Here is a 23096-nt window from a genome sequence, read left to right on the forward strand (position 1 = left end):
GTCTTCGCCAAGGGGACTATCGATGCGTTGCGGTCGACGGCGGATCAGATGCGACCTGGCAGGGCGACGGAGTGCCCCCAAGCCGCTGCCGCTTGATCGTGGATCGGCGTGGCGTTGCTCGTCGCGCTGGAATCGACGAATGACGAGGCGAGATGCTGACGGAACAAGGCCGCGGATTGCGTGTCGGATGTTGGGGCCACCGTCGCGCTTGAGGCCGCGACAAACCCAACGGTCCGATTGCTCCCGACGTTGTCACCCGTCAGAGTTTCCGGCGCCGCGTTGGCGACCAGCTGCACGTTGTCGACCATCGCGCCGACGCCGTCGAACGCCTGATTTTGCGGCTCGCGAATGGTCAACGTGTCGTTGCCTCCCGTTCCGGTAACGTTAACCGAATAGGTCGACCAATCGGCCCCAGGCTGAATCGTCGAAATCACCTCGCCGTTCCACAGCACCTCGACGCCGCAGGAAGCTGGATTCTCACCCGGGCGTGTCCGCGCGTCGACCGACAGCGTCAAGGCTTGGCCGGAACTGGTTTGCACCGACTGGGAGAATCCATCCTGCGCTCCCATGTAGTCGAGCTCGACAAAATTATTGCCGTCGGTCGCCTGAACTCCGATGAAATTGTCCCATAGCTCGATCGCGCTGCCGGACAGTGCGGTCCAGCCATCGACCCGTGTTTGAACGCCGACTTGTCCGCTGCCGACGGCCGTCGCCTCGAACGAACCGTTCCTCAGCAAATTGACACCAACAACCGGATCAGTGGTGCCGGCGGGCGGCGTGATGACGGGGGTATCGGTGCCGGATCCGCCCGGGGTCGGATCTGTCGAAGGGAGGTCGGTATCGTCGGTTGGCGTCGAAGCCGTGTTCGCGGCCAACTTCAGATTGTCGAGCATCGCGCCGACGCCGTCGAATGCCTGATTTTGCGGCTCGCGGATGGTCAGCGTGTCGTTACCTCCCGTGCCGGTAACGTTAACCGAATAGGTGCTCCAATCGGCTCCAGGCTGAATTGTCGAAATCACCTCGCCGTTCCACAGCACTTCGACGCCGCAGGAATATGGATTCTCGCCTGGCCGCGTCCGCGCGTCGACCGACAGAGTCAAGGCTTGGCCGGAACTGGTTTGCACCGATTGGGAGAAGCCGTCTTGCGCGCCCATGTAATCGAGCTCGACGAAATTATTGCCTTCGGTCGCCTGTACTCCGCCAAGATTGTTCCAGAGCTCGATCGCACTGCCGGACAATGCGGTCCAACCGTTAATCTGTGTTTGAATCCCGGCCTGTCCGCTTCCGACAGGCGTCGCCTCGAACGATCCATTCTTCAGCAAATTCACTCCGACGACCGGGTCGGGCGTGCTTCCCGGCGGAATCACGATGGGGGTGTCCGTACCGATTCCCCCCGGCGGGTCGGTGACCGGCGGGTTGGGATTAGTGATGATCGCGTCGGTGCAACAGGGCGGCGGATCGGCCCGAAATTCGGCCGCGGTTCCAGAATAGAAGGCCAGCGTCTGATAGTCACCCGTCAGTTCGACCCAGTTGCTCATCCCGGCGCCGGGATTATTGCCGAACCCGTCGACGTAGTCGGCCGTCGGCGTTCTCCACCAGTCGGCACCGATATTTGCCACAGCCTTCACATTGGGGTCGCTGATCTTCATATCCATCTGGACGTAAACGCCATCGACTGTGCCTGGAGCAAACTGCCCCCGCCCGACGTGCCAGAAATGGTCGTTATAGCCTAATGGGGGAACCTCCATCGTTGCGGTGCCGTCGGCTCCCTGCGTCACTTCCATCCCGATGCCGGCATTGCCGGCAAAATCGGCCACGAAGTGCCCGCCCTCGAGCGGGTCGTTGGCTTGGCTCTGAACGAGGACCCATTGATTGGTCGTCGACAGATGAACCCAGGTTTGCGCATTGGCGACCTCGACCGTCGCATTCGGGTTCGAGTAGCTCGAACCTTGCTCCGGATAGATCTGCCCCCATCCACCAACAGAACTGAAGTCGGCAGGCGGAATATCAGAGTCGGAAACCGCTCCCGTGTACCACGAGTAGGATGCCGGCACGCCGACCGGCAATCCGTCACTCATGCCTTTCGTGTTCTGCTCGATTGCTTCCGTCACAGAGATAGTCATGAAAATCTCCATCATGCGCTCGGGCCGTGTCGGCCGTCGCTCCCGCCGCCATCGCGTTAGCGTTGGCTGTCCCATTGCGGTTGGGCCAGAGAGCTACCACGGAATGATCAGCGGTCATGACGAAGATTTGGGCGTCCAATTTCCAAATTTGGCCGCATAGTCAAGCGCTCGCGTCGCTCGTTGTTGAAACGGAGGCGCGAAGTTGGCTAAATCGTGCGGAGTAGTTCGAATTCTCAGATGCCGATCTACAAGGTTGTGGAAAAGTTTCTGCCATCCCCCGATAGCGAACGACAAAGTAGCGACAAAGCGGGTCTGGGGCGCGTAAATCTACGGGGTTGGATGGGACATCCGACGCGCCGAGTCGCGCGAATCAGTGGTCGAGTCGTTGGCTCGGCAGCCGAGCGCGCGCGCATCAAAGACTGCCTGCCGACGGTTCTTACTATTCCCGCGATTATCATCGGCTCGGTATCCCATCGGGTCTTTGTCGTCACGGCAGATGCTCCCCACGAGGTTGGGTCACGAGCCGCGCGCAGTGATGCGCATGCGCGAAATTCCGATTAGCGCAGCCATGCGATCAATCGCGGCGGACCATTACGGTCTTCTCGAGCGCCGTAAAACCATTGCTTCAATCAGGTGAGCGCGACTTGACGACCGTCAAATCGGTCGTTTCCCGCGCCGATACGGTCACGCTCGATAACAGCAACGGGTTCTGTCCCTCGGGATGGGATTGCGCGACCCGAAGGCGCGGACGCAGGAGTTCGGCTTTCGACCAAACGAATACATCGGCCCGCTTATCGGCGAAGTCGCAACACTGCTGCAAGGCGGGCGGTGGACGCGTCGTCATGCCTTGATCGATCAGGCGGGAAGGCGATTGCGTCCTTGGCACACGGAGAGATCGGAGCGCTTCATGGATCTGACTGTCATTTCGACGTTTCGATGCAATTCACGATGCCAGATGTGTTACATATGGCAGAATCCGACCGAGCCAAGAGAGGAAGTCTCGCTCGAGACGCTGGCCAAGCTTCCGAGCGGTTTCGATAATCTCAACGTCTCCGGCGGCGAGCCGACGCTGCGCAAAGACCTCGGAGAGATCATCGAGATCGTCCATCCGAAGGCGCGAATAACCGAGATCTCGTCGAACGGGCTCCATCCCGAACGGCTGGTCCCGATCATCAAGAAATTCCCCAATATCAAGGTGCGTTTCTCGCTCGAGGGCGATCAGGCGACCAGCGACGCAATTCGTGGCGAGAAGGACGGTTACGCGACGAAGGTCGCGGGCTTGCGGATGCTGAGAGAGGCGGGCGGAACCGATCTCGGCTTTGCCATGGTGATTCAAGACGAGAACGTCGATCAGCTCGTCGATCTCTATGAATTCGCCACCAGAGAGGGCTACGAGCTGGCCACCTCCGCGCTCCACAATGCCTGGCAATTCTACAAGAACGACAACTATTTCTACGACCGCGTGGCGGTCGCGCGTCGCGTCGAAGGATTGATCGCGGCGATGTTGCGCAGCGGCCGGCCGAAGAACTGGTTCCGGGCTTACCTCAATCTCGGGCTGATCGAGAAGATCCTCGGACATGATCGGTTGATCCCGTGCACGGCGGGGCGGGACTTCGCCTTCATCGATCCGTGGTCCGACGTGTGGGCGTGCAACGTTCGCTCCGACCTGCCGATGGGCAACCTGGCCCGCCAGAGCTGGGACGAGATCCTCGATGGCGCAACGGCGCGTGGCACCCGCCGCAAAGTAGCGGCCTGTGCGCAGAATTGCTGGATGGTGACAACCGCGCGGACAGCGATGCGATCGTCGCTGATTCCGCAGGCTCCCAAATTGGGCCCGCTGATGTGGGTGCTCAAGAACAAGGCCAAGCTCGCGCTCGGTCGGGAGATCTGCTTCGACGGCTACATCGATTACTCGGATGTGCGCTTGTCCCCGAATGTCGGCCGGGCGTCGTTTCTCGACATCAAGGCGAAGGCGCGGCTGGTGAAGAACCGGGACACCGTGGAAGAGCGTTACCCCCTGAAGACGTTCGTCAATAATTGATCGTGGAGGCGTCGCATGCCGAGAAGCCGAGAGATTTTCACCTTCGGATTTCGCGGATTTCCCGGAGTGCAAGGGGGAATCGAAAGCCACGTCAGCGAGCTCGCTCCGCGCCTCGTTGCTGACGGCCATGACGTCACGGCGTGTTTCCGTACGCCCTACGTCGATGGCAAATGCGGCCGCGAATGGAACGGGGTTCGGCTTTGCAAGCTGTGGACGCTGCGCAACTCGAATCTCGAGACCATCATTCACTCCGTCGTCTGCGCGATTGTGGCGGGCTTCCGGCGGCCGGCATTGGTGCATATTCACGGCATCGGCCCGGCGTTGGTAACGCCATTGGTTCGGCTCTTTGGGCTGCCCGTCGTCGTGACGCACCATGGAGCGGATTACGATCGCGAGAAATGGGGACGGATGGCGCGACTGGTTCTTCGCTGCGGCGAGGCGGCGGGGATGCGGTTCGCCAACCGCCGAATAGTGCTGAGCCGTAACATCGAGGGAAAAATCAGAAACAAATACGGCAAGGCCTGCGAGGTGATTCCCAACGGCGTCCTGGTGCCGGAGTTGCCGGTTCGGACCGATCGGGTGGACGCGCTGGGACTTGAGCCGGGCCGCTACATTCTCATGGTGGGCAGGCTGGTGCCGGAGAAGCGACAGTTGGATGCCATTCGGGCCTTTGCCGCGGCACGGCCGTCCGGCTGGAAGCTGGTGATTGTGGGGCAGACCGACCATGTCAGCGATTATGCGCAAAGCCTGGCGCGGGAGGCGGCGACCAATCCGGACGTTGTCATGGCGGGGTTGCGTACTGGCGAAGATCTGCATCAGCTCTACGCCCATGCCGGCCTGTTCGTGCTGCCGTCGTCTCATGAGGGCTTGCCGATCGCCCTACTGGAGGCTCTGAGCTACGGGGTTCCGGTGCTGGTGAGCGATATTGCCGCCAATCGCGAGGTTATCGACGATCCGGAACGGATCTTCCAGATGGGCAATGTCGCGGAACTCGCGGCGCGGTTCACCGCCTTTGCTGGCGCGACCCCGAAGATACTGGACCGAGAACCGTCACGACGCGATTGCGCCCGGCGCTTCGATTGGGACGCCATCGCCCGCAGGACGGCCGCGGTCTATGCCGAGGCGTTGCGCCAACCCGTGACGTTAACTCCAAGGCCTCGCGGAGTTGAGCGTCGGGCCTGATCTCCCGCCACCGAAGAGAGATAGCTATGGAAGACGCTCTATCATACCGCGGTGGGCGCGGCACCACCCGACGACGATATTTCCTCGTCGTCGCCGCCATGCTGGTCGTGATCAATGTCGCCACGTTCATCTACCACATGACGGCCTCGGCATTGTTCAATGGCGTTGGGAACGCGGTAAGCATCGTACTGATCCTCTACTCGGCCCATATTTGGCTCGACTCGTCCGGAAGATTCACAGCGGCGTCAAAATACGTCGTCGTGGCGACTGGGCTGGTGGCTCTGAGCTTTGTCGCGAATTTGACCGTCGCGTCGCTCATCGACAGCATCAAATATCTGGCGATCTATGTTGTCTACGCAGCTGGTCGCTCGTGCCCGATCCGGCAGACGACCGCGGAGACAAATTGTCTTTACACATTGGCGGCACTGCCGATCGCGTTCCTGTTGATCGGCAGCAGCAAGGTGTATCCGCCGGAGAGCCTCGCCTATCTGCCAAACGCCAACACGGCAGCATTGTATTTTTCGGCGATCTTGTTTGCGTTGGCGCCTCAGCTCGGCCTTGGAGCCCTGGTGCTCCAATTCGTCAATGCCGCCCTGATGAACAAGGTCGGAGCGGCCGTCGCCACCATTGCGGCGTTGACGATCTGGCTGATCCTGCCGGTTCGCCGTGGTTCGTTCCTGGTTGCGGCCAGCTTGGTCGGAATGCTCGTCGCTGCGGGGCTGATCGCTCACATGCTGGGTGTGTTCGATCGTCTGGGAACGGCCGTTGATAGCGTCAGGCTTATCGTCGCCTTGGAGCCGGCGACGATTGCGACGATGCCCTATAAGGAACTAGTGGAAATCACCGGGACCAAGGACCTCTCCGCCTTCTTTCGTATCATCCATTGGTGGAACATTTGGAGTTTGTACACGAGCCAGGGGATTTCGACAGTGCTGTTCGGTTACGGCGCCGGCCAAACGAAATATCTGGCCTATGCGCCGCTTCCGCCACACAATGACTATCTGCGGGTCCTGGCCGAATACGGACTATTGAACGCTGCCGTGTTCGTGGCCTTTTTGCTTCATGTGGTGCGCTCGGTGAAGGTGATGCAGGCGCGTGTGTTGTTCATCGTCCTGATGATCTACATGTTCTCGGAGAACCTGATCGACAATTTCACATCGATGATTCTTTATTTCGCTTATGCGGGGCGAATGGCGGCGGCGAATCTCCACGTCGTCGGAAGCACGCGCGCCGTCGACGTCGATAGAGAGAGTAGCCCAGCGCCGGCCTGAGATGCGTCTCGTCAACAGTCGTCGTCCACGTCGGGCCGCCGACCGATTTCTAGACGAAGGGCGTAGCGGGCTGAATGCGATGGAGATGGCGACCCACATGCCTGACCGGACTGTGTCGGGGGACGGAACGAGGTCGGTCGGTCGGGTCAAGCAGCTGGATGGCTTGCGTGCCGTAGCGGTCCTCCTGGTCTTTGTTCATCACGCGTTTCCTTCCAGTCTTCCCGGAGGGCATGTCGGGGTCGATATCTTCTTCGTCTTGAGCGGCTTTTTGATCTCGACGATTCTTCTGAATGAATGGAGGCAAACAGGCCGGATTTCATTCCGGCAGTTCTACTGGCGCCGCGGGTTGCGGCTCATGCCGGCATTCATGTTATTGTTGCTCTGCGTTCTTTTGGTCTCCGTGCCGCTGTCGCGCGAGCCTCAGGAGCGTCTACGCGAGGCGTTTGCCTCGCTTTACATGATGAATTGGTTCAAGGCCTTTGGCTGGTGCCAGGGAGGCTATCTCAGCCACACTTGGTCGCTCGCGATTGAGGAGCAGTTTTACCTGCTGTGGCCGATCATCCTGGTTGGTCTTCTTCGCTGCGGACCGGTTGCTTTGCGCGGGTTCATCGTTGCGGCGATCGCGGCGGTGATGGCCTGGCGTGTGGCACTTTATCTTGGCGGCGCCTCGGTCGAGCGGATCTACAATGGATTCGATACGCGGGCGGATGCGTTGCTAATTGGCTGTCTCTTAGCCTCCTGGCCGAGACTGGTCATGTTGCTGAGCGTCCTCTGGGTTCCGGCGATAGCCTGCATCGCCGCGGTAGCGCTCTTCGTTCCGTATTCGAGCGTCCTCCTGCCTTGCGGATTGTTCACCCTTACGGCAGTGGCTTCCGCATCGATCATCGCAGCTCTTGTATCGCATCCTCCAAATGCGATTCAACGGTTCCTCGCCCAACGGATATTTGTGGAGCTTGGCGCGATATCTTACGGCTTCTATCTTTGGCATTATTACATTCTTCTGCTGTTGAAGCACGCCCACGCCAACGAGGTCATAGCGGCGGGTGCCGCATTTGCGCTCACCATTGCAATTTCATTTGTTTCATTCAGGTATGTCGAGCGCCCGCTACTGTCGTATAGAGGGCCTGCGGTGTGGCCCTGGCAGCTCATGCGGATTTGGATCAGGGGGCTGCCCGTGGCCAGGTAGTGCGGTTGCAATTGCGATCAATGGCGGCAAGTCTGGCCATGACCTTGGGCCGGAGTGCTGGCGAGGATCAAGATATGATGGCGAACAAGCGGGAATGAATGCCCGTCATCCACGTCAGGTCCTCATATGGCGCGCCCAAGACTAGCGTTCACGTTCGACCGGCAGACAGGGAGACTTACGCTGCGGGGGCGCAGGCAACACAAAGTGCGATGTGACGGCCGCGCGTCCTCTCGAGCCCGCCAGGGGTGGTGGCGGATTGGCTTTCAGTTCTGACGACGGGATTGAGTAGAAATGAAGGGTCGACCATCGCTGCCTCAGCGTGACCCAATTGCTGACGCCGGCGTCCGGATTGTTCGCGAAGCCGTCGACATAATCAGCGCCGGCGTCGCGCCACCAATCGGCCCCTACGTTCGCGACGAGCCCCGCGTTCGGCTTCGTTGTGCGGATCTTGGTCTGCACATAGACCGCATCGACGCTGCCGGCCTTGAACGTTCCGCGAGGCGCCATCCAAAAATGATTGTTATATCCAACCGGTGGTCTGCCCATTGACGCGGTGCCGTCCGGAGTCACCTGGATCTCCATTGGAACGGCGCGATTGCCGACGAAATCGCCGACGAAATGTCCACCCTCCAATTTGCCGTGGTGTTGATCTTGAACCAATGCCCAGCGTTTGCTCTGCTTGTATCGGACATAGGTCTTTGTTCCTTTGACCTGAAGCGTCGTCGCTTTAGTTGCTTTCTGCGGTGGGGCACCAGCCAAGGAATAGATCTGGCCCCATGCCGTGACGGCACTGAACCCCGCGGGCGGCGGCCGGCTGTCCCCCGGGGTGCCGGCACACCATGAGTATGTGCGTGGCACGCCCTGGGGATACGCCTCGCTATATCCGGGTGTATTCTGGACGATTGCAGCCTGCAGCGGCGTCATCTCAGGTCCGAACATTGGGATCACGTCATGTGGCTGCTACGGTGACCGGGTGACGCATCCGGCGCAGATGATGGGTGAGCGTCCGCGGCAGCAGCAGCACTGCGAGAAAATGCGCCGCCGCACGCGAATCGACGGGGTGCAGATAGCTGCGGAATTTCCAGATCAACGAAACGATCTCCCCAATGCTGGCGCCGGCCTTTCGATAGTCCGATAAGACCATGAGATTGCGACGGGCAAACCACCTGTGCGACTCATAGCGCAGCATCTTTCGCTGCCTTGCGGAGGTCCTGCGAGGGTCGATCGACGCCGCGATGATCTCGCCGGCCGCGCGCCCCTCATCAAGGCGGGTCTCGATGCTGAGGCTTGCCGTCGCCGACAAATCATGCAGCCGATAGGTGGCGCAGGCCTCGTTGACGAAGCCGGCCATTCCTTGGAGCAGCAATGGTGCCCAGGAGACCACGTCGGCCGTATAACGCAGTTGGGGCCAAAAGCCGCCGTTCCGGCGGACCAGCTCCGTCCTGGCCATGATACTGCAGTTCGTCACCGTAATCCGATCAGCGAGAAATTCCCGCAGAATCGCGGCTCCATCCTGCGCACCAGTTTCCAAAACGCGGCTGACGCGGCAGGGCCGAATGCGACCGAGCGCTACCATATCGAGATTGCTGAGGCCGACCACGATCGGCAGATGGGGCCGGCCGTTCATGGTTCGCACGCAGACCTCGAGCATGCCGGGAGCGAGCCTGTCGTCATCCGAGACGCAGACGATGTAGTCGCCGCGTGCGGCTGCGAGGCATGCGTTCCAATTGGGCAGCAGCCCGATATTGCGAGGCTGACGTATGATGCGGAGCCGTTTGTCATTGAAGGTCGCAAGCACATCCTGGGTGTGATCTTCAGACGCATTGTCGGACACCAGCACTTCGAAATGCGGGTAGGTCTGCGCCAGCGCGGCGCGGACACAGTCCGAGAGCAGATGCGCCCGGTTGAAAGTCGGTATCGCGATGGTCACGAATGGCCGGGCCGGGATCGACGCGGTCGCCGTGTCGACCGCGTCGGTTATGCTGTGGTCAATGACCGACTGCGCAGCAGGGGACACCATGGCGTTACTCCGCGGGTCCAAGCATTTCGTCACGGCGATAGTATCGCTGTCCGATATGAGCGACGACGCGTCCATTGTCGCCTCCCGCGGGTCGGCCAGTCGAACGAAGTCCGCCGAGTTCGATCATGACGGCAGCGGCGGCTCCGGAACCGATGCCGAGCAACAGAGTCAACAAAGCGAGGTGCGACGTTCTCGGAAAGATCGGCAAGTCCGGGACTTCCGCAGTCTGCACAACGCGGACGCTCGACAATTGAGCGCGCTTGGCGATGTCCGAGTTGATCTTCTCTTCGATGGTGCGGTTGCCATAATTCTCAGCCGCAGCGGACGCCCGAGACAGAACGCCGCGGAGGCGATTGTATTCGGCTTCCTTTGAGGCGAGCGTGACGAGCTCATCGTTGACTTTCTCGATTTCCGTGTCGAGCGATTTTTCGAAATCGCTCAGTCCCATCAAATCGGCATTGGTCTTCATCAGTGAGGACATGTTGTCCTGATAGACCTTGATGAGAAGAATCGGAGGAAGTTCTCCGAAGCTGCCAGATTGTTCCGAAAGCACGTCCGGGCTGGGCTTGTAATGCGGCCCGCCGATGTTCCTGACGATGCTGCTGACCATTTTCGATTGATAGACTGGACGCATCAATAATAGTTCGTCCATCAAGGCCTGCTTGAAACCCTTCTTTTCGACCATCGATCCCCGTGTCGCCGTCAGTTGAGCCGCCAGATCGTTGAGGCGCTTGAGGAGCAGCGTTCTCTGATCGACCACAGAATAGATCTGTGCGTTGACGGAAAATGCCTGCAGTTCCGCGGCCGCCTTCTCGGCTTCCTCTTCTAGCCGTCTGGTTTGTTGCTGGAAGAATGATTCGGCGCCGGCGATCTGGGTGACGTCCGCATAATTCGCGACCAGTATATATGCTAGGCTATTGACAAATTCGGCAGCCAAGGCCGGGTCGGAGGCCCGGTAGGAGATGCGCAGAATATCCGAGCGGCCTTCTTGGCGAGAGCTCAGGTCCTCGCGCAGATCATCCACGATCGTTGCATTTGGGTCGCGGACGAGTCTGGTCGGAGAGGTGGTCGAATCGGCTGTCGCATCTGCGGGTTTCGAAATGATTTGGTGCGCTTGCGTGGGAGTGAACAATTTCAAGATCGGATCGAACAATTTGGCCGCGAGCGTCTGCGTCCCGGTTGCGATCGCGGAATGCTTGGCTGGCGCCAGCCGTTCGAAGCCCACCTGGCTGGCCGCTTGGCGGATAACGTAGTCCGTCATGCCGATGCGTGCGACTGAGTCAATGCGCGCAGCCAGATCGACGCCTTCAAACGGATTTTGCGACTGTCCCGGTGTGCGGTCCTTGATTCCCTGCCCAACGCGAAGGAGAACGTATGCTTCGTAACGCTGGCCGACGAAGTAATGGTATCCGATCGCGGTGCCGGCGGCAGCCACGAGCGTCATATACACAATCCGCCTGCGGCGCTTGATGATCGGAAGGAAGCTCGTGAATAGCGTATCATAGGTTGATCGGTCGTCTTCCACCATGACCCGCTCCAATTTATCGAGTGTGGGAAAATCGTCTATTTGGTGTCTTCAGTAAGTCAAAAGCGTTGCGGTCCAACTTGATGACCGTCAACTCGACGAGTGGTTTCTCGATCGACGAAGGCAATCGTGCGAGGCAGGACGAGTATGTTCGCGCAGATCGTCGCAAACAGCGAAGCGCGTGATGATATTCGATGCCTGAATCGCCAAATGCGATGGATCGGCGGTCGGCCTAGAAGTGGCACGACATGCGTCATGCGGCTCTCCGCGGACGGGCAATTAAAGTTTAGAGAGAGGGACGACAAGAAGAAGCACAGAGGGAACCAGGCAACCAATGGAAACCCACGGTCACGGACAAAACGCTGGCTCGCTTGCTCTGCGGACCGCGGACCGACGCGACCTGCAATCGTGGCGACGAGGCACGACCTATCGACGTCCGTCTGAACGCAGGACTGGCACGGTCCAGCGATCAGGCGCGTCAGGCCGACATCAGGCCAACCTGCGCGTTTGATGTCGTGACCGCCGGAACGCCTTCGGCGATCTGTTCATCGGCCGGACGGTTTCATTTCGCGGTTCTCCGATCGGCTCTCCAAAGAGCCGATCGGTACTTCGAAGCTAGGAGGATCTATGGGCGGCTTTAACCGCATTGGTAGCTTTGTAGGCGAGGAACTCCGTGGCCTTGGCAGCCGCTTCAGTTCGGTTTCGAACGCCGAGGGCGCGAAGCATCGCAGCTGTATGAATTTTCGTCGTTCCCTCCGAGATGTGAAGAAGGTGGGCGATCTCCTTGTTCGAGAGGCCCTGAGCGATAAGGCTCAAGACGGATCGTTGACGCGGCGTAAGGGAGCCGGCGAAATACTCTTCAGGAGTTACCAGAAGATCACGTGCAGCCTCTCCTTCGGCAATCCAGGGCGGCACGCAGATCCGACCCTCGCAGATTTCGTCGAGCGAGGACAACAGCAGATGATCCGGCTGCAGGCGATCGAGGAAGCCATGGAATCCGTGAGCAAGGCAGCTCAACACGTTCTCGCGCGATCGCACCGCCGACGTCACGATCATGCGTGTCGACTTCGGGATGTTGAAAGCGCGAGCCAGAGAGTCGCGTGAGTAGCCCACCAGGGAATAGAAATCTATTAGCATTAAATCAAATGGATTATTGTCTTCAAGAAGATCGATAATTGATATCAAGCTGGAGGTATCGTCTACTTTGGCGTCCTTGATACGTCTTTCGATCAAGCAACGCAGCCCGGTACGCGACACTCCATACTCATCAACGATTAGGAATTGAGCCATCGTTACCTCATGACGCAAACGAGAAATAAATAAAATCTCCCCTAACCGCCCATCCCAACAATCAATCGTAATTTATGTGAATGATTGTTACAAGCGAGTTGACTGCCCTCAAATTACACTTGTTGTTTCGAGCGAGGCTTCCCTTGAAGCTTGGCCCCGGCGGAGGCCACCGCGTGAGCAGTTTGTCGAGAAAAATGACTGAATCAGGGGTGGTACGCCCCGAAACCGTGCATCGGCTGCCGGATAAAAGGTCAATTGCGGATGAGTCGCTGCCCGGACATAGATCGTTCAAATATCCGCATCGGCTGCGACTCTTAGTTGTAGTCGCGCTTTTGTGCCACGGTTCTGCTATTCTGAATTGAGTTGCGCATGACAGTTGATCCCGACAGCCGACGGCGGACCGTGGTGATCACAGGTTCAAGCAGCGGGATTGGTCGATCGCTGGCGCTGGAATTTGGTCGGCGTGGTTACGTCCTCCACCTCGTCGGACGGAATATCGCCAGCCTGGACCGGGTCCAAGCCGGGGCTCCGGCAGGGTCGAGAGTCTATAACGTCGATTTTCAGGAGACCGCCGAGGTCGCGCGATTGTCGGGCGAACTCTCGGCCGGATTGCCTGGAGTTGATGTCCTGGTCTGCAGCGCCGGTCTCTTCGCGGCTGGATCCTTTGATACGCTGACGGTCGCCGAGTTCGACCGGCAATGGCTCGTCAATGTTCGTGCGCCATACGTGTTGATCCAGGCGTTGCTGCCTGCGTTACGAGCGTTCCAAGGCCAGGTCGTATTTATCAACTCGCTGGCGGGACAGGGCATGCACGGGGCTCCGCGGATCAGCGCCTACACCGCGACGAAGCAGGCATTGCGCGCGCTCGCGGATGGCCTGAGGGCCGAGGTGAACGATGATGGCGTCCGCGTTCTCTCGGTTTTCCCCGGGAGGACCGCGACTGCCATGCAGGAGGGAATCCACGGACGTGAGGGAAAGGCCTATCATCCGGAACATCTTCTTCAGCCTGAGGATGTGGCGATGGCGGTGATGGCCGCGCTGGATATGCCGCGCACCGCAGAACTCACCGATATTATCCTGCGTCCGATGCGCAAGGCGTGAGGGCCCACACCCGGTCAGTGACGTCACCAGCCGGTCACAGCGACCGGCTCCCCGACTTGACGGATGTCAGGTTGGCCTGAGCGCGGGCGGCTAGGTTGTGCAGACCATCGCCACGGAGTGGGCGCGGCCGCATGCTGTTCAATTCCTACGAATTCCTGGTGTGGTTCCTGCCCATCGTGCTCGGGGGCTTCATCCTGATCGGCGGGGCAGGCCAAAGCCGCCTGGCCGCGTTATGGGTGACGTGCGCGTCGCTCCTATTCTATGGTTGGTGGAATCCAAGCTACGTTCCGCTGCTGATCGGGAGCATGACGGTCAACTACTGGCTGGGTAGCCGATTGTCGGCGAACCGCAGCAAAGGCCTTCTGCTGTTCGGGGTCGCGCTCAATCTGGCGTTGCTGGGCTATTATAAATATACCGGCTTTGCGCTTGGCGCGATCGATCAGGCCCTGGGTCTGGACTGGACCATTCCGCACATCGCGCTGCCGCTCGCGATCTCGTTCTTCACGTTCCAGCAGATTGCGTTTCTGAGCGACGCCTATGACGGAGAGGCCGAGGAACACAACTTTCTCGATTATTGCCTGTTCATCACCTTCTTTCCGCATCTCATCGCAGGGCCGATCACGCATCATCGTGAGATGCTGCCGCAATTTCGGGGCGAGGGAAAATTTCGCCCGCGGCCGGAGCATCTCGCGGTCGGGCTGACACTGTTTGCTCTTGGCCTGTTCAAGAAAGTCGGGATCGCCGATCCATTCGGCGAAATCGCACGGCCGGTGTTTTCGGCCGCGGCGGGTGGTGCGGCCTTGCACCTGACCGAATCCTGGGGCGGGGCGACCGCTTACGCGCTGCAGATCTACTTCGATTTTTCGGGCTATACCGACATGGCCATCGGGCTCGGCATCATGTTCGGAATTCGGCTTCCGCAAAATTTCGACAGCCCCTACAAGGCCCGCAGCATCATCGAATTCTGGTCGCGCTGGCATATGACGCTGACGCGCTTCCTGACCGCCTATGTCTACAACCCCCTGGTCCTGCGATTGACCAGGGCACGCGCCCGCGCGGGATTGCCGCTGATGCGGAAAGGGCAGGCCACGACTGGCGCGTTCATCGTTCTGGTCGCGCTGCCGACCATCCTGACGATGTTTCTGTCGGGTGTATGGCATGGCGCGGGTTGGCAGTTCGTCATCTTCGGCTTGCTGCATGGCTGCTATCTCACGGTCAATCACGCCTGGCGGGCCACCAAACGGAAGCTGGGCTGGGGCGATCGGCAAAGTCGCTGGCGCGCGGCTGTCGCCGTGTTGACGACGTTCGCGTGTGTGACCATCGCCTTGGTGTTCTTTCGCGCCGCCGACGTGCCGACAGCGCTTCGGCTGGTTGCGGGAATGGCCGGGCAGAACGGGCTGGTGGTGCACCCGACCTTGGCGGGAGCGCCCGGATTGGCACAGATCGTTGATCTCCTCGGGATTCGGGTCAGCGAGTCGGCCTATTTCAATAGCAGGCAGCTCGCATGGGTGTTGCTCGGCCTTGTGATCGTATGGGCGACGCCGAACACCCAGCAATGGATGCAGCGCTACTCCACGGCGCTTGGACAGAAGTTGCGGCCCGATTGGATTCTAAGCTGGTTACCAGGGATGGTGTGGCGGCCAACGGTGGTGATCGGCTTGTTGATGGGCTGCGTGACGACATTCTCGTTGATGAAGACGTTTTCGCAGGCGCCGACCGAATTCCTGTATTTTCAGTTCTGACGAGCGAAGCGCCTTTCGCGTGATGCTGGGGAGGACCAGATGGCTCTCGGTGATATCATGGCAGGACCAGATCGCGGCTCCGACAAGCCGCAGCAAGGAACCAGTCTGACCTACGTTGCGGCGATGATTTCCGGCGCAATTGGATCCATGGGATTTCTGTTTGCGACCTTGCTGGCTCTTCAGCACACCGGGCGGCTGCCCGCCCCGGCGATCTCCAACAATATTTGCATCGATGAGAAGCTCGCATTCATGCGGGAGCAACCGGATCATTCGCCAAACCTGTTGGTGCTGGGCTCGTCGGTCGCGTGGCGCAGCGTTGATGGCGGCGTTCTGGCTTCTGTCATCGATGGCGTGCGGCCCGTGAATGGCGCGTTTTGCGGATTGCGGATGCATCAGACCGAGTTCGTGGGGGACTGGCTGCTCGACAGGATGCCGTCGGTTAGGACCGTGGCGGTGGTCGCGTCGCCTTTTGACTTCGTCGGTTGCAAGGTGAATCCAACTGAGGTCTTCAACCGACAGGCCGCCGACGGCTTCGTGTTCGGACGTCAGTGGAAGTGGGGATTTTACTTGCGTTATTTCGACCCGATCTCGCTGCTTCGCAACGTTCTGCACGTTAGCTCCATGCGTCACGCGAAGTCGCTCGAGACCTTGGTGTTCACTCCTTATGGAGACGGTCCGCTCGACACCAGCGAGAGCATGCCGACGCTGGTCTATGGAGAGCTGCCGCCGACCCTCGATCCCTTGTGCTTCCAATCGTTGCGGCGATTTGCGGTTCGATTGTCGCAGGAACACCGCCGGCTGGCCCTCATCGCGACCCCGATAAGCCCGGCTTGGACGGCGCGCTTTGATCGCGACGGCAAAGCCTTTGAAGATTTTGGGAAGGCGGTCAGAGCGGCATTCGCCGGAACGGGCGCGATCTATTGGGATGGCGAGAAAGAGTCGCCGATGTCGCCGAAAGCCTTCACCGACGCGATCCATATGCGCTGGTCGGCTGTGGGTCAGTTCACCCGAACCTTTGCGTCTGCGCTGGGCAAGTTCCTCACCCCGGTACATGAGCAAGCAATGTCCGAGTAGGGTTCGGCGGAGCGGCAAGCGAAACGAGTTCTCGAGAGTCAATTACGAGGGCCAAGACACATTGAGTCCAGGCTGCGATAGCGGCGATAAGACAAACGGCAGCAAATAGTGCGGGTGGCAGCCGCACCGGCTCAATGCATGGCAGCTCTTTGCCTTATTGTTACTGCCCGTACGGCATCAGCGCGATGAGATGGTCGGTTCGGCGACCGACCGAGCGGAACGGGTGAGTCCGGCCGAAATTGACGGAATTCAGAGGTCACAAGTCTACAGTTTAGACGGCTGCCAGTTCCTTGCGGCGCGCCATTGCGCGAATCCGATCCGCGGTGCGGCACGCGACTGCTTGGATCGTCAGCGACGGATTGACCCCGCCGACGGTGGGAAACACCGAGCCGTCGCAGATCCACAGATTGGGAATATCCCAGCTGCGGCAATCGGCATCGACCACGCTGCTACGCGGATCGTCGCCCATCCGCGCGGTGCCGTTGAGATGGCAGGTGTCGTCGTCTTGGCTCCAGATGTCGCGCGCCCCGGCGGCTTGCAGCGCCTGGCTCATGAAGCGCAGCGAATGCTCGATCAGCCGCTTGTCATTGTCGCACCACGAATAGGTGATGCGGGGAATCCGCAGGCCATATTGATCGACCTCGTCGGCCAGCGTGACGCGGTTGCTTTCCTGCGGCAGCATTTCGCCGACGATTTTCAGGCCGGCAACATGATTGTAGGCTTTCATCGCCGCGACCAGAGGGTCGCCCCACAATCCGTGGGCGCTGAATTGGGTATTGGCCCATAGCTGCGGCAGCGGACCCTGGCTCATATAGGCGTAGCCACCGAAGAAATCCTTGTCGCGGTCGGCGTAGTTCCAATGTTCGGTGATCGCCAGCGAGGGCGGTCCCTTGTAGGAGCGGACCTCGTCCTCCATCAGGCCCCATACCGCCTGGTTGGATTGCGCCATCAGGTTCTTGCCGACCAGGCCCGAGGAGTTGGCGAGGCCGTTCGGGAACATCGCATTGGCGGAGTTCAGCAGCAGCCGCGGCGTCTCGATCGCATAGCCGGCGACCACCACATTGCGGGCACGCTGGAAGCGCCATTGGCCGTCACGAAAATAATGCACGCCGGTGGCGAGGCCGTCCTTGCCGGTCTCGACGCGGCCGACCATCGCGAGATCGCGGATTTCGGCGCCGGCGGCGATCGCGCGCGGGATCCAGGTCACCAGCGCGCTCTGCTTGGCGTTGGTGGAACACCCGGTGACGCAGAATCCGCGATAGACGCAAGGATGGGCGAGGCCGCGCGGCGCCGACAGCGTCGCCAGCGGCGTCTCGGTCCAGCCGATGCCCATCGCCTCGCAGCCCTTGGCCAGCACGCGGGCGGCGGCGTTGAGCGGATGGGCGCGATAGGGATAGCGCGGCCGCTTCGGGCCCCACGGATAGGTGACGGGGCCGGAAATTTTCAGTGCCTGCTCGACCTCGGCGTAGTAATCCCACATCTCGCGCCAGTCGAGTGGCCAGTCGGCGCCATAGCCGAGCAGGGTGCGCGACTTGAACCATTCCGGCCGAAACCGCAGCGACACCATGGCAAAATGCACGGTCGATCCGCCGACCGCCTTGCCGCTGTTGTTGCTGCCCATCTGCAGCGGGTTGGCGCCGTCGACAATGCGGTCGTCGGTCCAATACAGCTTGTCCTGTTCGCTTTCGTCGGAGGCGAAGTCCTCCAGCGGCCGGAAATAAGGGCCGGCGTCGAACGCCACCACCGAGAAGCCGTGTTCGGCGAGCCGACAGGCCAGCGTGCCGCCGCCGGCGCCGGTGCCGACGATGACGAAGTCCACCAGGTCGCTGTCGCGGTGCTGCCGCATCGGCACAAAGCCGCCGGGGCGGAATACGTCCGGTGCGCGGCCTTGCGTTGCGCGCGGGCTGTCGAGCGGATCATCGTAGGTCATGATTGATCTTTCGCACTGGCGCGTCATCATTGCCGTCGGCCTCGGCGGCTTCCCAGGGATCGCGGTCGTTGAAATCGAGCCGGACATAGCCGCGCGGGCTGGCGGGGCCGCCCCAGCCGATTTCGTTCCACGCGGTGGGATGCGCGTAGTAGGCCATCACGACGTCGCGGCCGAGCCGACGCTGAAAGAACGCCTGCGGCTGCATCGTCCCCCAGGCCGGGTTGCTCAATTCCCCGCGCTGCATCCGCTCCAGCAATTCGCTCTGCTGCGCTCTCGGCAAGGCGCTAAAGCGCTTGCCATGGGCGGCCTCGGCTTCGGCATCGAGCGCGGCAATGCCTTGTTTCCAGGCCTCGCCGTCATGCGGCATTTGCGACAGCCGATAGCCGTCGGATTTGCCTTGCGACAGCCGGTGGTCGATCAGGCCGGCGATCGGGACCCCCGGCCGGTTGGTCGGTTGCGGCACGATCAGCGCGGCGATCGCCGTCATGGTGGCAAACTCCGCTTCCGAAAAGTAATGGGGCTGCTGTCCGATCGACAGACGACGGTTGACGACCCGCCGCGTTTGCGCGTTCCAGGATGGGCCGGATCGTTTCGACAGCACGTCGTAGCCGGGATAGCGATCGGGCTTGGCGGCGCGGGAGGGGTCATGCATCGGGATGCTCCCTGATCAGATCGAGACAGGCGAGGCCCGCCAGCGCCAGGCCGGAGAAGCTCGGCGGCGCCGGCAGCGGTGGACTGCTGAGGATATTCTGGCTCCAATTGGCGAAGCCCCCCATGTTTCGCGAGACGCCATAGGCGTGCAGACCGGCGCCGCCAAAGCCCATCGCGACCAGCAGCCACATCCAGGCGCGCGGCAGCCAATGCGCGGCGTCGAACTTCGCTGCGACGCCCGCCAGCAGCAGCGCGCCAACCGGCGGCAGCGTCACCGGCAGCAGCATCAACGGGTTGTGATAGGCGCCGCGGAAATGCAGCAGCGCGGCTTCGCCGGTGGTGCCGAGCAGCCCGGCGCCGGTCACCGCGGCGAGCGTGCGCCCGGCCGGCAGCGTGAAAATCTCCGGCCGCACCGCTGCGTCGCGGCGGCTCTCGCGCACCCGTTCGGAGCTGAAGCCGATCAGGCCCGACAGCAGGATCGCCATCGGCGCGCCGAGCGGAGCTGCGTAGAACAGGTTCTGCCAGCAGAAGCCGCCGAGCTTCTTGCCGACATTGTAGATATGGAATCCGGTGCCGATCAGGCCGGTGGCTGCGGCGAGCGCATAGACAGCGTCGCGGCTGAGATGCGCTGCCGGACGCTTGTCAGCGGTGCCGTGCAGGCTGACGCCGAGCGTCAAAGCCGACACCACGAGCGGCGTATACATCGCCTTGTTCTTGAATGAGCCGCGATAGTGCTCGACGCCGCTATCGGCCAGCACCGAAGTCGCCAGCAGACCCGCGGCGCGATTGAGCCGGCGCGCGGCGGTGACGGTGGCTTGGGAGCGCGCCCGGCTCGTGGCATCCTCACCGCGCCGCTGAGCCGAGATCCGGCGCGGTGCCTCGCCGGCGCGGCGAGTCGCGGCGACCAGCCCGGCACCCAATCCGATCCCGGCGCAGAACAGAAACAACCGCTGATTGGTCATGGGCTTGATCCTCAGGCGGCGTAGCGCGCGGCGTCCTGCGCCTTGAAGGCAAGGCCGTGGCCGGGCTGCGACAGGTCGGGATGCAGCGCGCCGTCGCGCGGCACGGGTGCGCCGTCGAACAGCATGTGCTCGATCCGGACATGGTCGTGAAACCATTCGAGATGCCGCAATCGTGGCGCCGCGCAGGCGACGTGGAGATGCAGCGCCGGCGCGCAATGGCCCGACAGGTCGGTGTGAAACGCCTCGCACACCGCGGCGATCTGCAGGAAGCCGGTGATGCCGCCGCAGCGCGTGACATCGGCCTGCATCACGTCGACGGCCTCGGCGGCGAGCATGTGGCGGGCGTAATCGGTGGTGTAGGCGTATTCGCCGGCGGCGACATCCATGCCGAACGGCGCGCGTGCGCGCACCGCGCAAAGGCCCCGCAGGTCGTCCGACGACACCGGCTCTTCGAACCAGCCGACGCCCTGCTGGGCGAATTGCTCGGCGAGCCGCAGCGCCTGCTGCACCCCATAGGCGCCGTTAGCGTCGACAAACAGCGTGGCGCGGTCGCCGATCGCATCCTTGGCGGCGCGCACCCGCGCCGGGTCACGCGCGGGCTCGGAGCCGACCTTCATCTTGACGAAGGCGCAGCCCTGGTTCGCAACCCAGCCGCCAAGCTGCTCGCGCAATTCCTTATCGGAGTAACTGGTGAAGCCGCCGCTGCCATAGATCGGCACCGCGTCGCGATAACGGCCGAGCAAGGTCGCCAGCGGTACGCCGAGCAGCCGCGCCTTCAGGTCGTATAGCGCCGAATCGACCGCCGAGATCGCGGTCGCCGCCAGTCCTTCGCGACCGAGATTGCGCACGGATCGCTGCATCGCCCGCCAGGCGCCTTGCGGATTGAGAGCATCGCGGCCCTCGACCACACCGGCGAGCTTGCCGGTGATGAGGCCGAGGATCGCATCGGACGAATAGGTGTAGCCGAGGCCGGTTTTGCCATCGCCATGGGCCTCGACCAGCACGATCGTGGTCTTGTCCCAGGCCAGGGTGCCGTCCGCTTCCGGCCGGTCGGTTGGAATCGTGAAGGCGCGGACGTCGAGCCTGTCGATGGTGACCTCCGACATCATCAGCCCTTTCCGGGGAGCACGCTGGCGAGCAGCTCCTTGGCGCTGTTGGTCAGGACGCTGCTCAGTTCGGGTTCCTCGCCCATCATGCTGACGAAGTTCTTGGCGTCCTTCAGAGTGATATGCGGCGGCAGCGGCGGAATGTTCGGGTCGGTATAGGCCTCGAAAATCACCGGCCGGTCGGCCGCCAGCGCTTCGTCCCATGCCGCGCCCAGCCTGTCCGGATTGTCGACGAAGATGCCCTTGAGGCCGAGCAGCTCGGCGTATTTGTGATAGGGGAAATCCGGAATGCTCTGCGTCGACTCGGTCTTGCCGGCGCCGAGCTGGATCCGCTCTTCCCAGGTCACCTGATTGAGATCGCGGTTGTTCAGCACCAGCACGATCAGCCGCGGGTTCGACCATTTCTGCCAATATTTGGCGATGGTGATCATCACGTTGAGGCCGTTCATCTGCATCGCGCCATCGCCCATGCAGGCGATCACGGTGCGATCCGGATAGGCCATTTTGCCGGCGACCGCGTAAGGCGTGCCGGCGCCGAGCGAGGCCAGGCCGCCGGACAGCGACGCCTTCATGCCGCGCCGTATCTTGAGGTCACGCGCGTACCAATTGGCGACCGAGCCGGAATCTGCGGTGATGATGGCGTTGTCGGGCAGCCGCGGCGACAATTCCCAGAACACCCGCTGCGGATTGAGCGGCTCGGCCGCGACCATCGCGCGTTGCTCCAGCGTCTGCCACCATGATGTGATGCCGCGCTCAATGCCGCGCCGCCACGCGGTTTCCTTCTTCTGGGTCAGCAGCGGCAGCAGCGCCTGCAAGGTCTTGGCGCTGTCGCCGATTAGATTGACCTCCATCGGGTAACGCAGGCTGAGCCGGCGGCCGTCGATGTCGATCTGGACGCCGCGGGCGTCGCCCGGGCGCGGCAGAAACTCGCTGTAAGGGAAAGCCGAACCGACCATCAGAAACGTGTCGCAGCCCTTCATCAGGTCCCAGCTCGGCCGTGTGCCGAGCAGGCCGATCGAGCCGGTAACGAATGACAGGTCGTCGGGCAGCGCTGCCTTGCCGAGCAGCGCCTTGGCAACGCCGGCCTGCAGCCGCTCCGCGACCGCGATTACCTCGTCGGTGGCGCCGAGCGCGCCGGCGCCGACCAGCATCGCCACCTTCTTGCCGGCGTTCAGCACCTCGGCGGCGGCCTTCAGCCCGGCCTCATCCGGCACGCTCGCCGGAAAAGCGTGTCCAACCCCCGTGTGGGTGGCGCCATGCGCCATCGGCGGGGACTTGTAGTCGAGCTGCTGCAGATCGTTCGGCAGGATCACGCAACAGACGCCGCGTTTGTCGTGGGCAATGCGGACGGCGCGGTCGATCAGATGCCGAACCTGCTCGGGGACGCTGGCGAGCCCGACATATTCGCAGACATCGCCGAACAGCGTCTGCAGATCGACCTCCTGCTGATAATTCGCCCCGATCGCGCTCCGCGCCTGTTGCCCGACCAGGGCGACCACCGGAACGTGATCCATCTTGGCATCGTACAGCCCATTCAGCAGATGAATGGCACCGGGTCCCGAAGTCGCGTAGCACAGCCCGACCTGGCCGGTGAATTTGGCATGCGCCGAAGCCATGAAGGCGGCCATCTCCTCGTGACGCACCTGGACGTAATCCATGGAGTCGCCGGCCTTTTCCAGCGCAACATCGAGGCCGCCGACGCCGTCTCCCGGATAGCCATAGACCCTGTGCAGGCCCCATTCCGCCAAACGCTGCCAGACAAATTCGCTCACATTCATGTCATGATCCAGACGGTGCACGCGCACCCGTTTGATTGAGTGTTGGAATGATTGAGTGTTCGAAGCTCCAACGATGGAGTTTTGCGATCGTTGCGTGAGCCGTTGCGCAAATTG

The 23096-nt window shown here is 61.5% G+C and carries 18 protein-coding genes; 7 read left to right on the forward strand and 11 right to left on the reverse strand.

Annotated elements, in window-relative coordinates:
- Positions 1–44 precede the first annotated feature (44 nt).
- Positions 45–2123 carry a DUF642 domain-containing protein gene (locus tag RBJ75_RS26905; protein WP_276156717.1) on the reverse strand — a complete coding sequence of 693 codons (2079 nt, stop codon included), beginning with the start codon at positions 2121–2123 and terminating at the stop codon, positions 45–47.
- Between the two features lie 625 nt (positions 2124–2748).
- Positions 2749–2967: a hypothetical protein gene (locus RBJ75_RS26910; RefSeq protein WP_152647791.1), complete on the reverse strand. Its 219-nt coding sequence runs from the start codon at positions 2965–2967 to the stop codon at positions 2749–2751.
- Between the two features lie 111 nt (positions 2968–3078).
- On the opposite strand from RBJ75_RS26910, the gene RBJ75_RS26915 reads away from it, so the two are divergent.
- The 4 genes from RBJ75_RS26915 (at position 3079) to RBJ75_RS26930 (ending at position 7803) form a co-directional block, all read left to right on the forward strand.
- Positions 3079–4164: a radical SAM protein gene (locus RBJ75_RS26915; protein ID WP_234707476.1), complete on the forward strand. Its 1086-nt coding sequence runs from the start codon at positions 3079–3081 to the stop codon at positions 4162–4164.
- A gap of 15 nt (positions 4165–4179) precedes the next feature.
- Positions 4180–5346, forward strand: coding sequence for a glycosyltransferase family 4 protein (locus RBJ75_RS26920; RefSeq protein ID WP_080901139.1), 1167 nt, complete (start codon positions 4180–4182; stop codon positions 5344–5346).
- Between the two features lie 26 nt (positions 5347–5372).
- On the forward strand, positions 5373–6617 hold the full coding sequence (locus RBJ75_RS26925) for an O-antigen ligase family protein (RefSeq protein WP_276156718.1): 1245 nt from the start codon (positions 5373–5375) through the stop codon (positions 6615–6617).
- Positions 6618–6696: 79 nt separating this feature from the next.
- A complete protein-coding gene (locus RBJ75_RS26930; RefSeq protein ID WP_052628874.1) occupies positions 6697–7803 on the forward strand; it encodes an acyltransferase family protein in 1107 nt (368 codons plus the stop codon).
- Positions 7804–7944: 141 nt separating this feature from the next.
- Here the strand turns inward: RBJ75_RS26930 and RBJ75_RS26935 are convergent, their stop codons facing one another.
- The 4 genes from RBJ75_RS26935 to RBJ75_RS26950 all read right to left on the reverse strand — a co-directional run bounded on the left by RBJ75_RS26935 (position 7945) and on the right by RBJ75_RS26950 (position 12638).
- A complete protein-coding gene (locus RBJ75_RS26935; RefSeq protein ID WP_152647654.1) occupies positions 7945–8727 on the reverse strand; it encodes a hypothetical protein in 783 nt (260 codons plus the stop codon).
- Between the two features lie 25 nt (positions 8728–8752).
- Positions 8753–9823 carry a glycosyltransferase family 2 protein gene (locus RBJ75_RS26940; protein ID WP_052628872.1) on the reverse strand — a complete coding sequence of 357 codons (1071 nt, stop codon included), beginning with the start codon at positions 9821–9823 and terminating at the stop codon, positions 8753–8755.
- 4 nt (positions 9824–9827) lie between these two features.
- Positions 9828–11351: a hypothetical protein gene (locus RBJ75_RS26945; RefSeq protein ID WP_052628871.1), complete on the reverse strand. Its 1524-nt coding sequence runs from the start codon at positions 11349–11351 to the stop codon at positions 9828–9830.
- 612 nt (positions 11352–11963) lie between these two features.
- A complete protein-coding gene (locus RBJ75_RS26950) occupies positions 11964–12638 on the reverse strand; it encodes a LuxR C-terminal-related transcriptional regulator (protein ID WP_052628870.1) in 675 nt (224 codons plus the stop codon).
- 369 nt (positions 12639–13007) lie between these two features.
- On the opposite strand from RBJ75_RS26950, the gene RBJ75_RS26955 reads away from it, so the two are divergent.
- The 3 genes from RBJ75_RS26955 (at position 13008) to RBJ75_RS26965 (ending at position 16555) form a co-directional block, all read left to right on the forward strand.
- Positions 13008–13739, forward strand: a complete 732-nt coding sequence (locus RBJ75_RS26955; RefSeq protein WP_044408413.1) for an SDR family NAD(P)-dependent oxidoreductase — start codon at positions 13008–13010, stop codon at positions 13737–13739.
- 131 nt (positions 13740–13870) lie between these two features.
- Complete coding sequence (locus RBJ75_RS26960; RefSeq protein WP_044408410.1) at positions 13871–15481, forward strand: MBOAT family O-acyltransferase; 1611 nt, start codon at positions 13871–13873, stop codon at positions 15479–15481.
- 39 nt (positions 15482–15520) lie between these two features.
- Positions 15521–16555, forward strand: coding sequence for a hypothetical protein (locus RBJ75_RS26965; RefSeq protein WP_044408407.1), 1035 nt, complete (start codon positions 15521–15523; stop codon positions 16553–16555).
- Between the two features lie 271 nt (positions 16556–16826).
- On the opposite strand, the gene RBJ75_RS26970 is transcribed toward RBJ75_RS26965, so the two are convergent.
- From RBJ75_RS26970 to RBJ75_RS26990, 5 genes are read right to left on the reverse strand one after another with little or no spacing between them, the layout of a single operon-like run.
- The gene (locus tag RBJ75_RS26970; protein ID WP_276156720.1) at positions 16827–18485 is read right to left on the reverse strand and encodes a GMC family oxidoreductase; all 1659 of its coding nucleotides are present in this window, start codon (positions 18483–18485) and stop codon (positions 16827–16829) included.
- On the reverse strand, positions 18472–19137 hold the full coding sequence (locus tag RBJ75_RS26975; RefSeq protein WP_044406805.1) for a gluconate 2-dehydrogenase subunit 3 family protein: 666 nt from the start codon (positions 19135–19137) through the stop codon (positions 18472–18474). The genes RBJ75_RS26970 and RBJ75_RS26975 overlap by 14 nt, the downstream gene beginning before the upstream one ends.
- On the reverse strand, positions 19130–20098 hold the full coding sequence (locus tag RBJ75_RS26980; RefSeq protein ID WP_044406803.1) for a hypothetical protein: 969 nt from the start codon (positions 20096–20098) through the stop codon (positions 19130–19132). Before RBJ75_RS26980 ends, RBJ75_RS26975 begins: the two co-directional genes overlap by 8 nt.
- A gap of 11 nt (positions 20099–20109) precedes the next feature.
- The gene (locus tag RBJ75_RS26985; RefSeq protein ID WP_044406800.1) at positions 20110–21207 is read right to left on the reverse strand and encodes an enolase C-terminal domain-like protein; all 1098 of its coding nucleotides are present in this window, start codon (positions 21205–21207) and stop codon (positions 20110–20112) included.
- Positions 21207–22982, reverse strand: a complete 1776-nt coding sequence (locus RBJ75_RS26990) for a thiamine pyrophosphate-requiring protein (RefSeq protein WP_044406797.1) — start codon at positions 22980–22982, stop codon at positions 21207–21209. Before RBJ75_RS26990 ends, RBJ75_RS26985 begins: the two co-directional genes overlap by 1 nt.
- Positions 22983–23096: the final 114 nt, after the last annotated feature.

The organism is Rhodopseudomonas sp. BAL398 (genome assembly GCF_033001325.1).
Lineage (GTDB): Bacteria > Pseudomonadota > Alphaproteobacteria > Rhizobiales > Xanthobacteraceae > JARJEH01.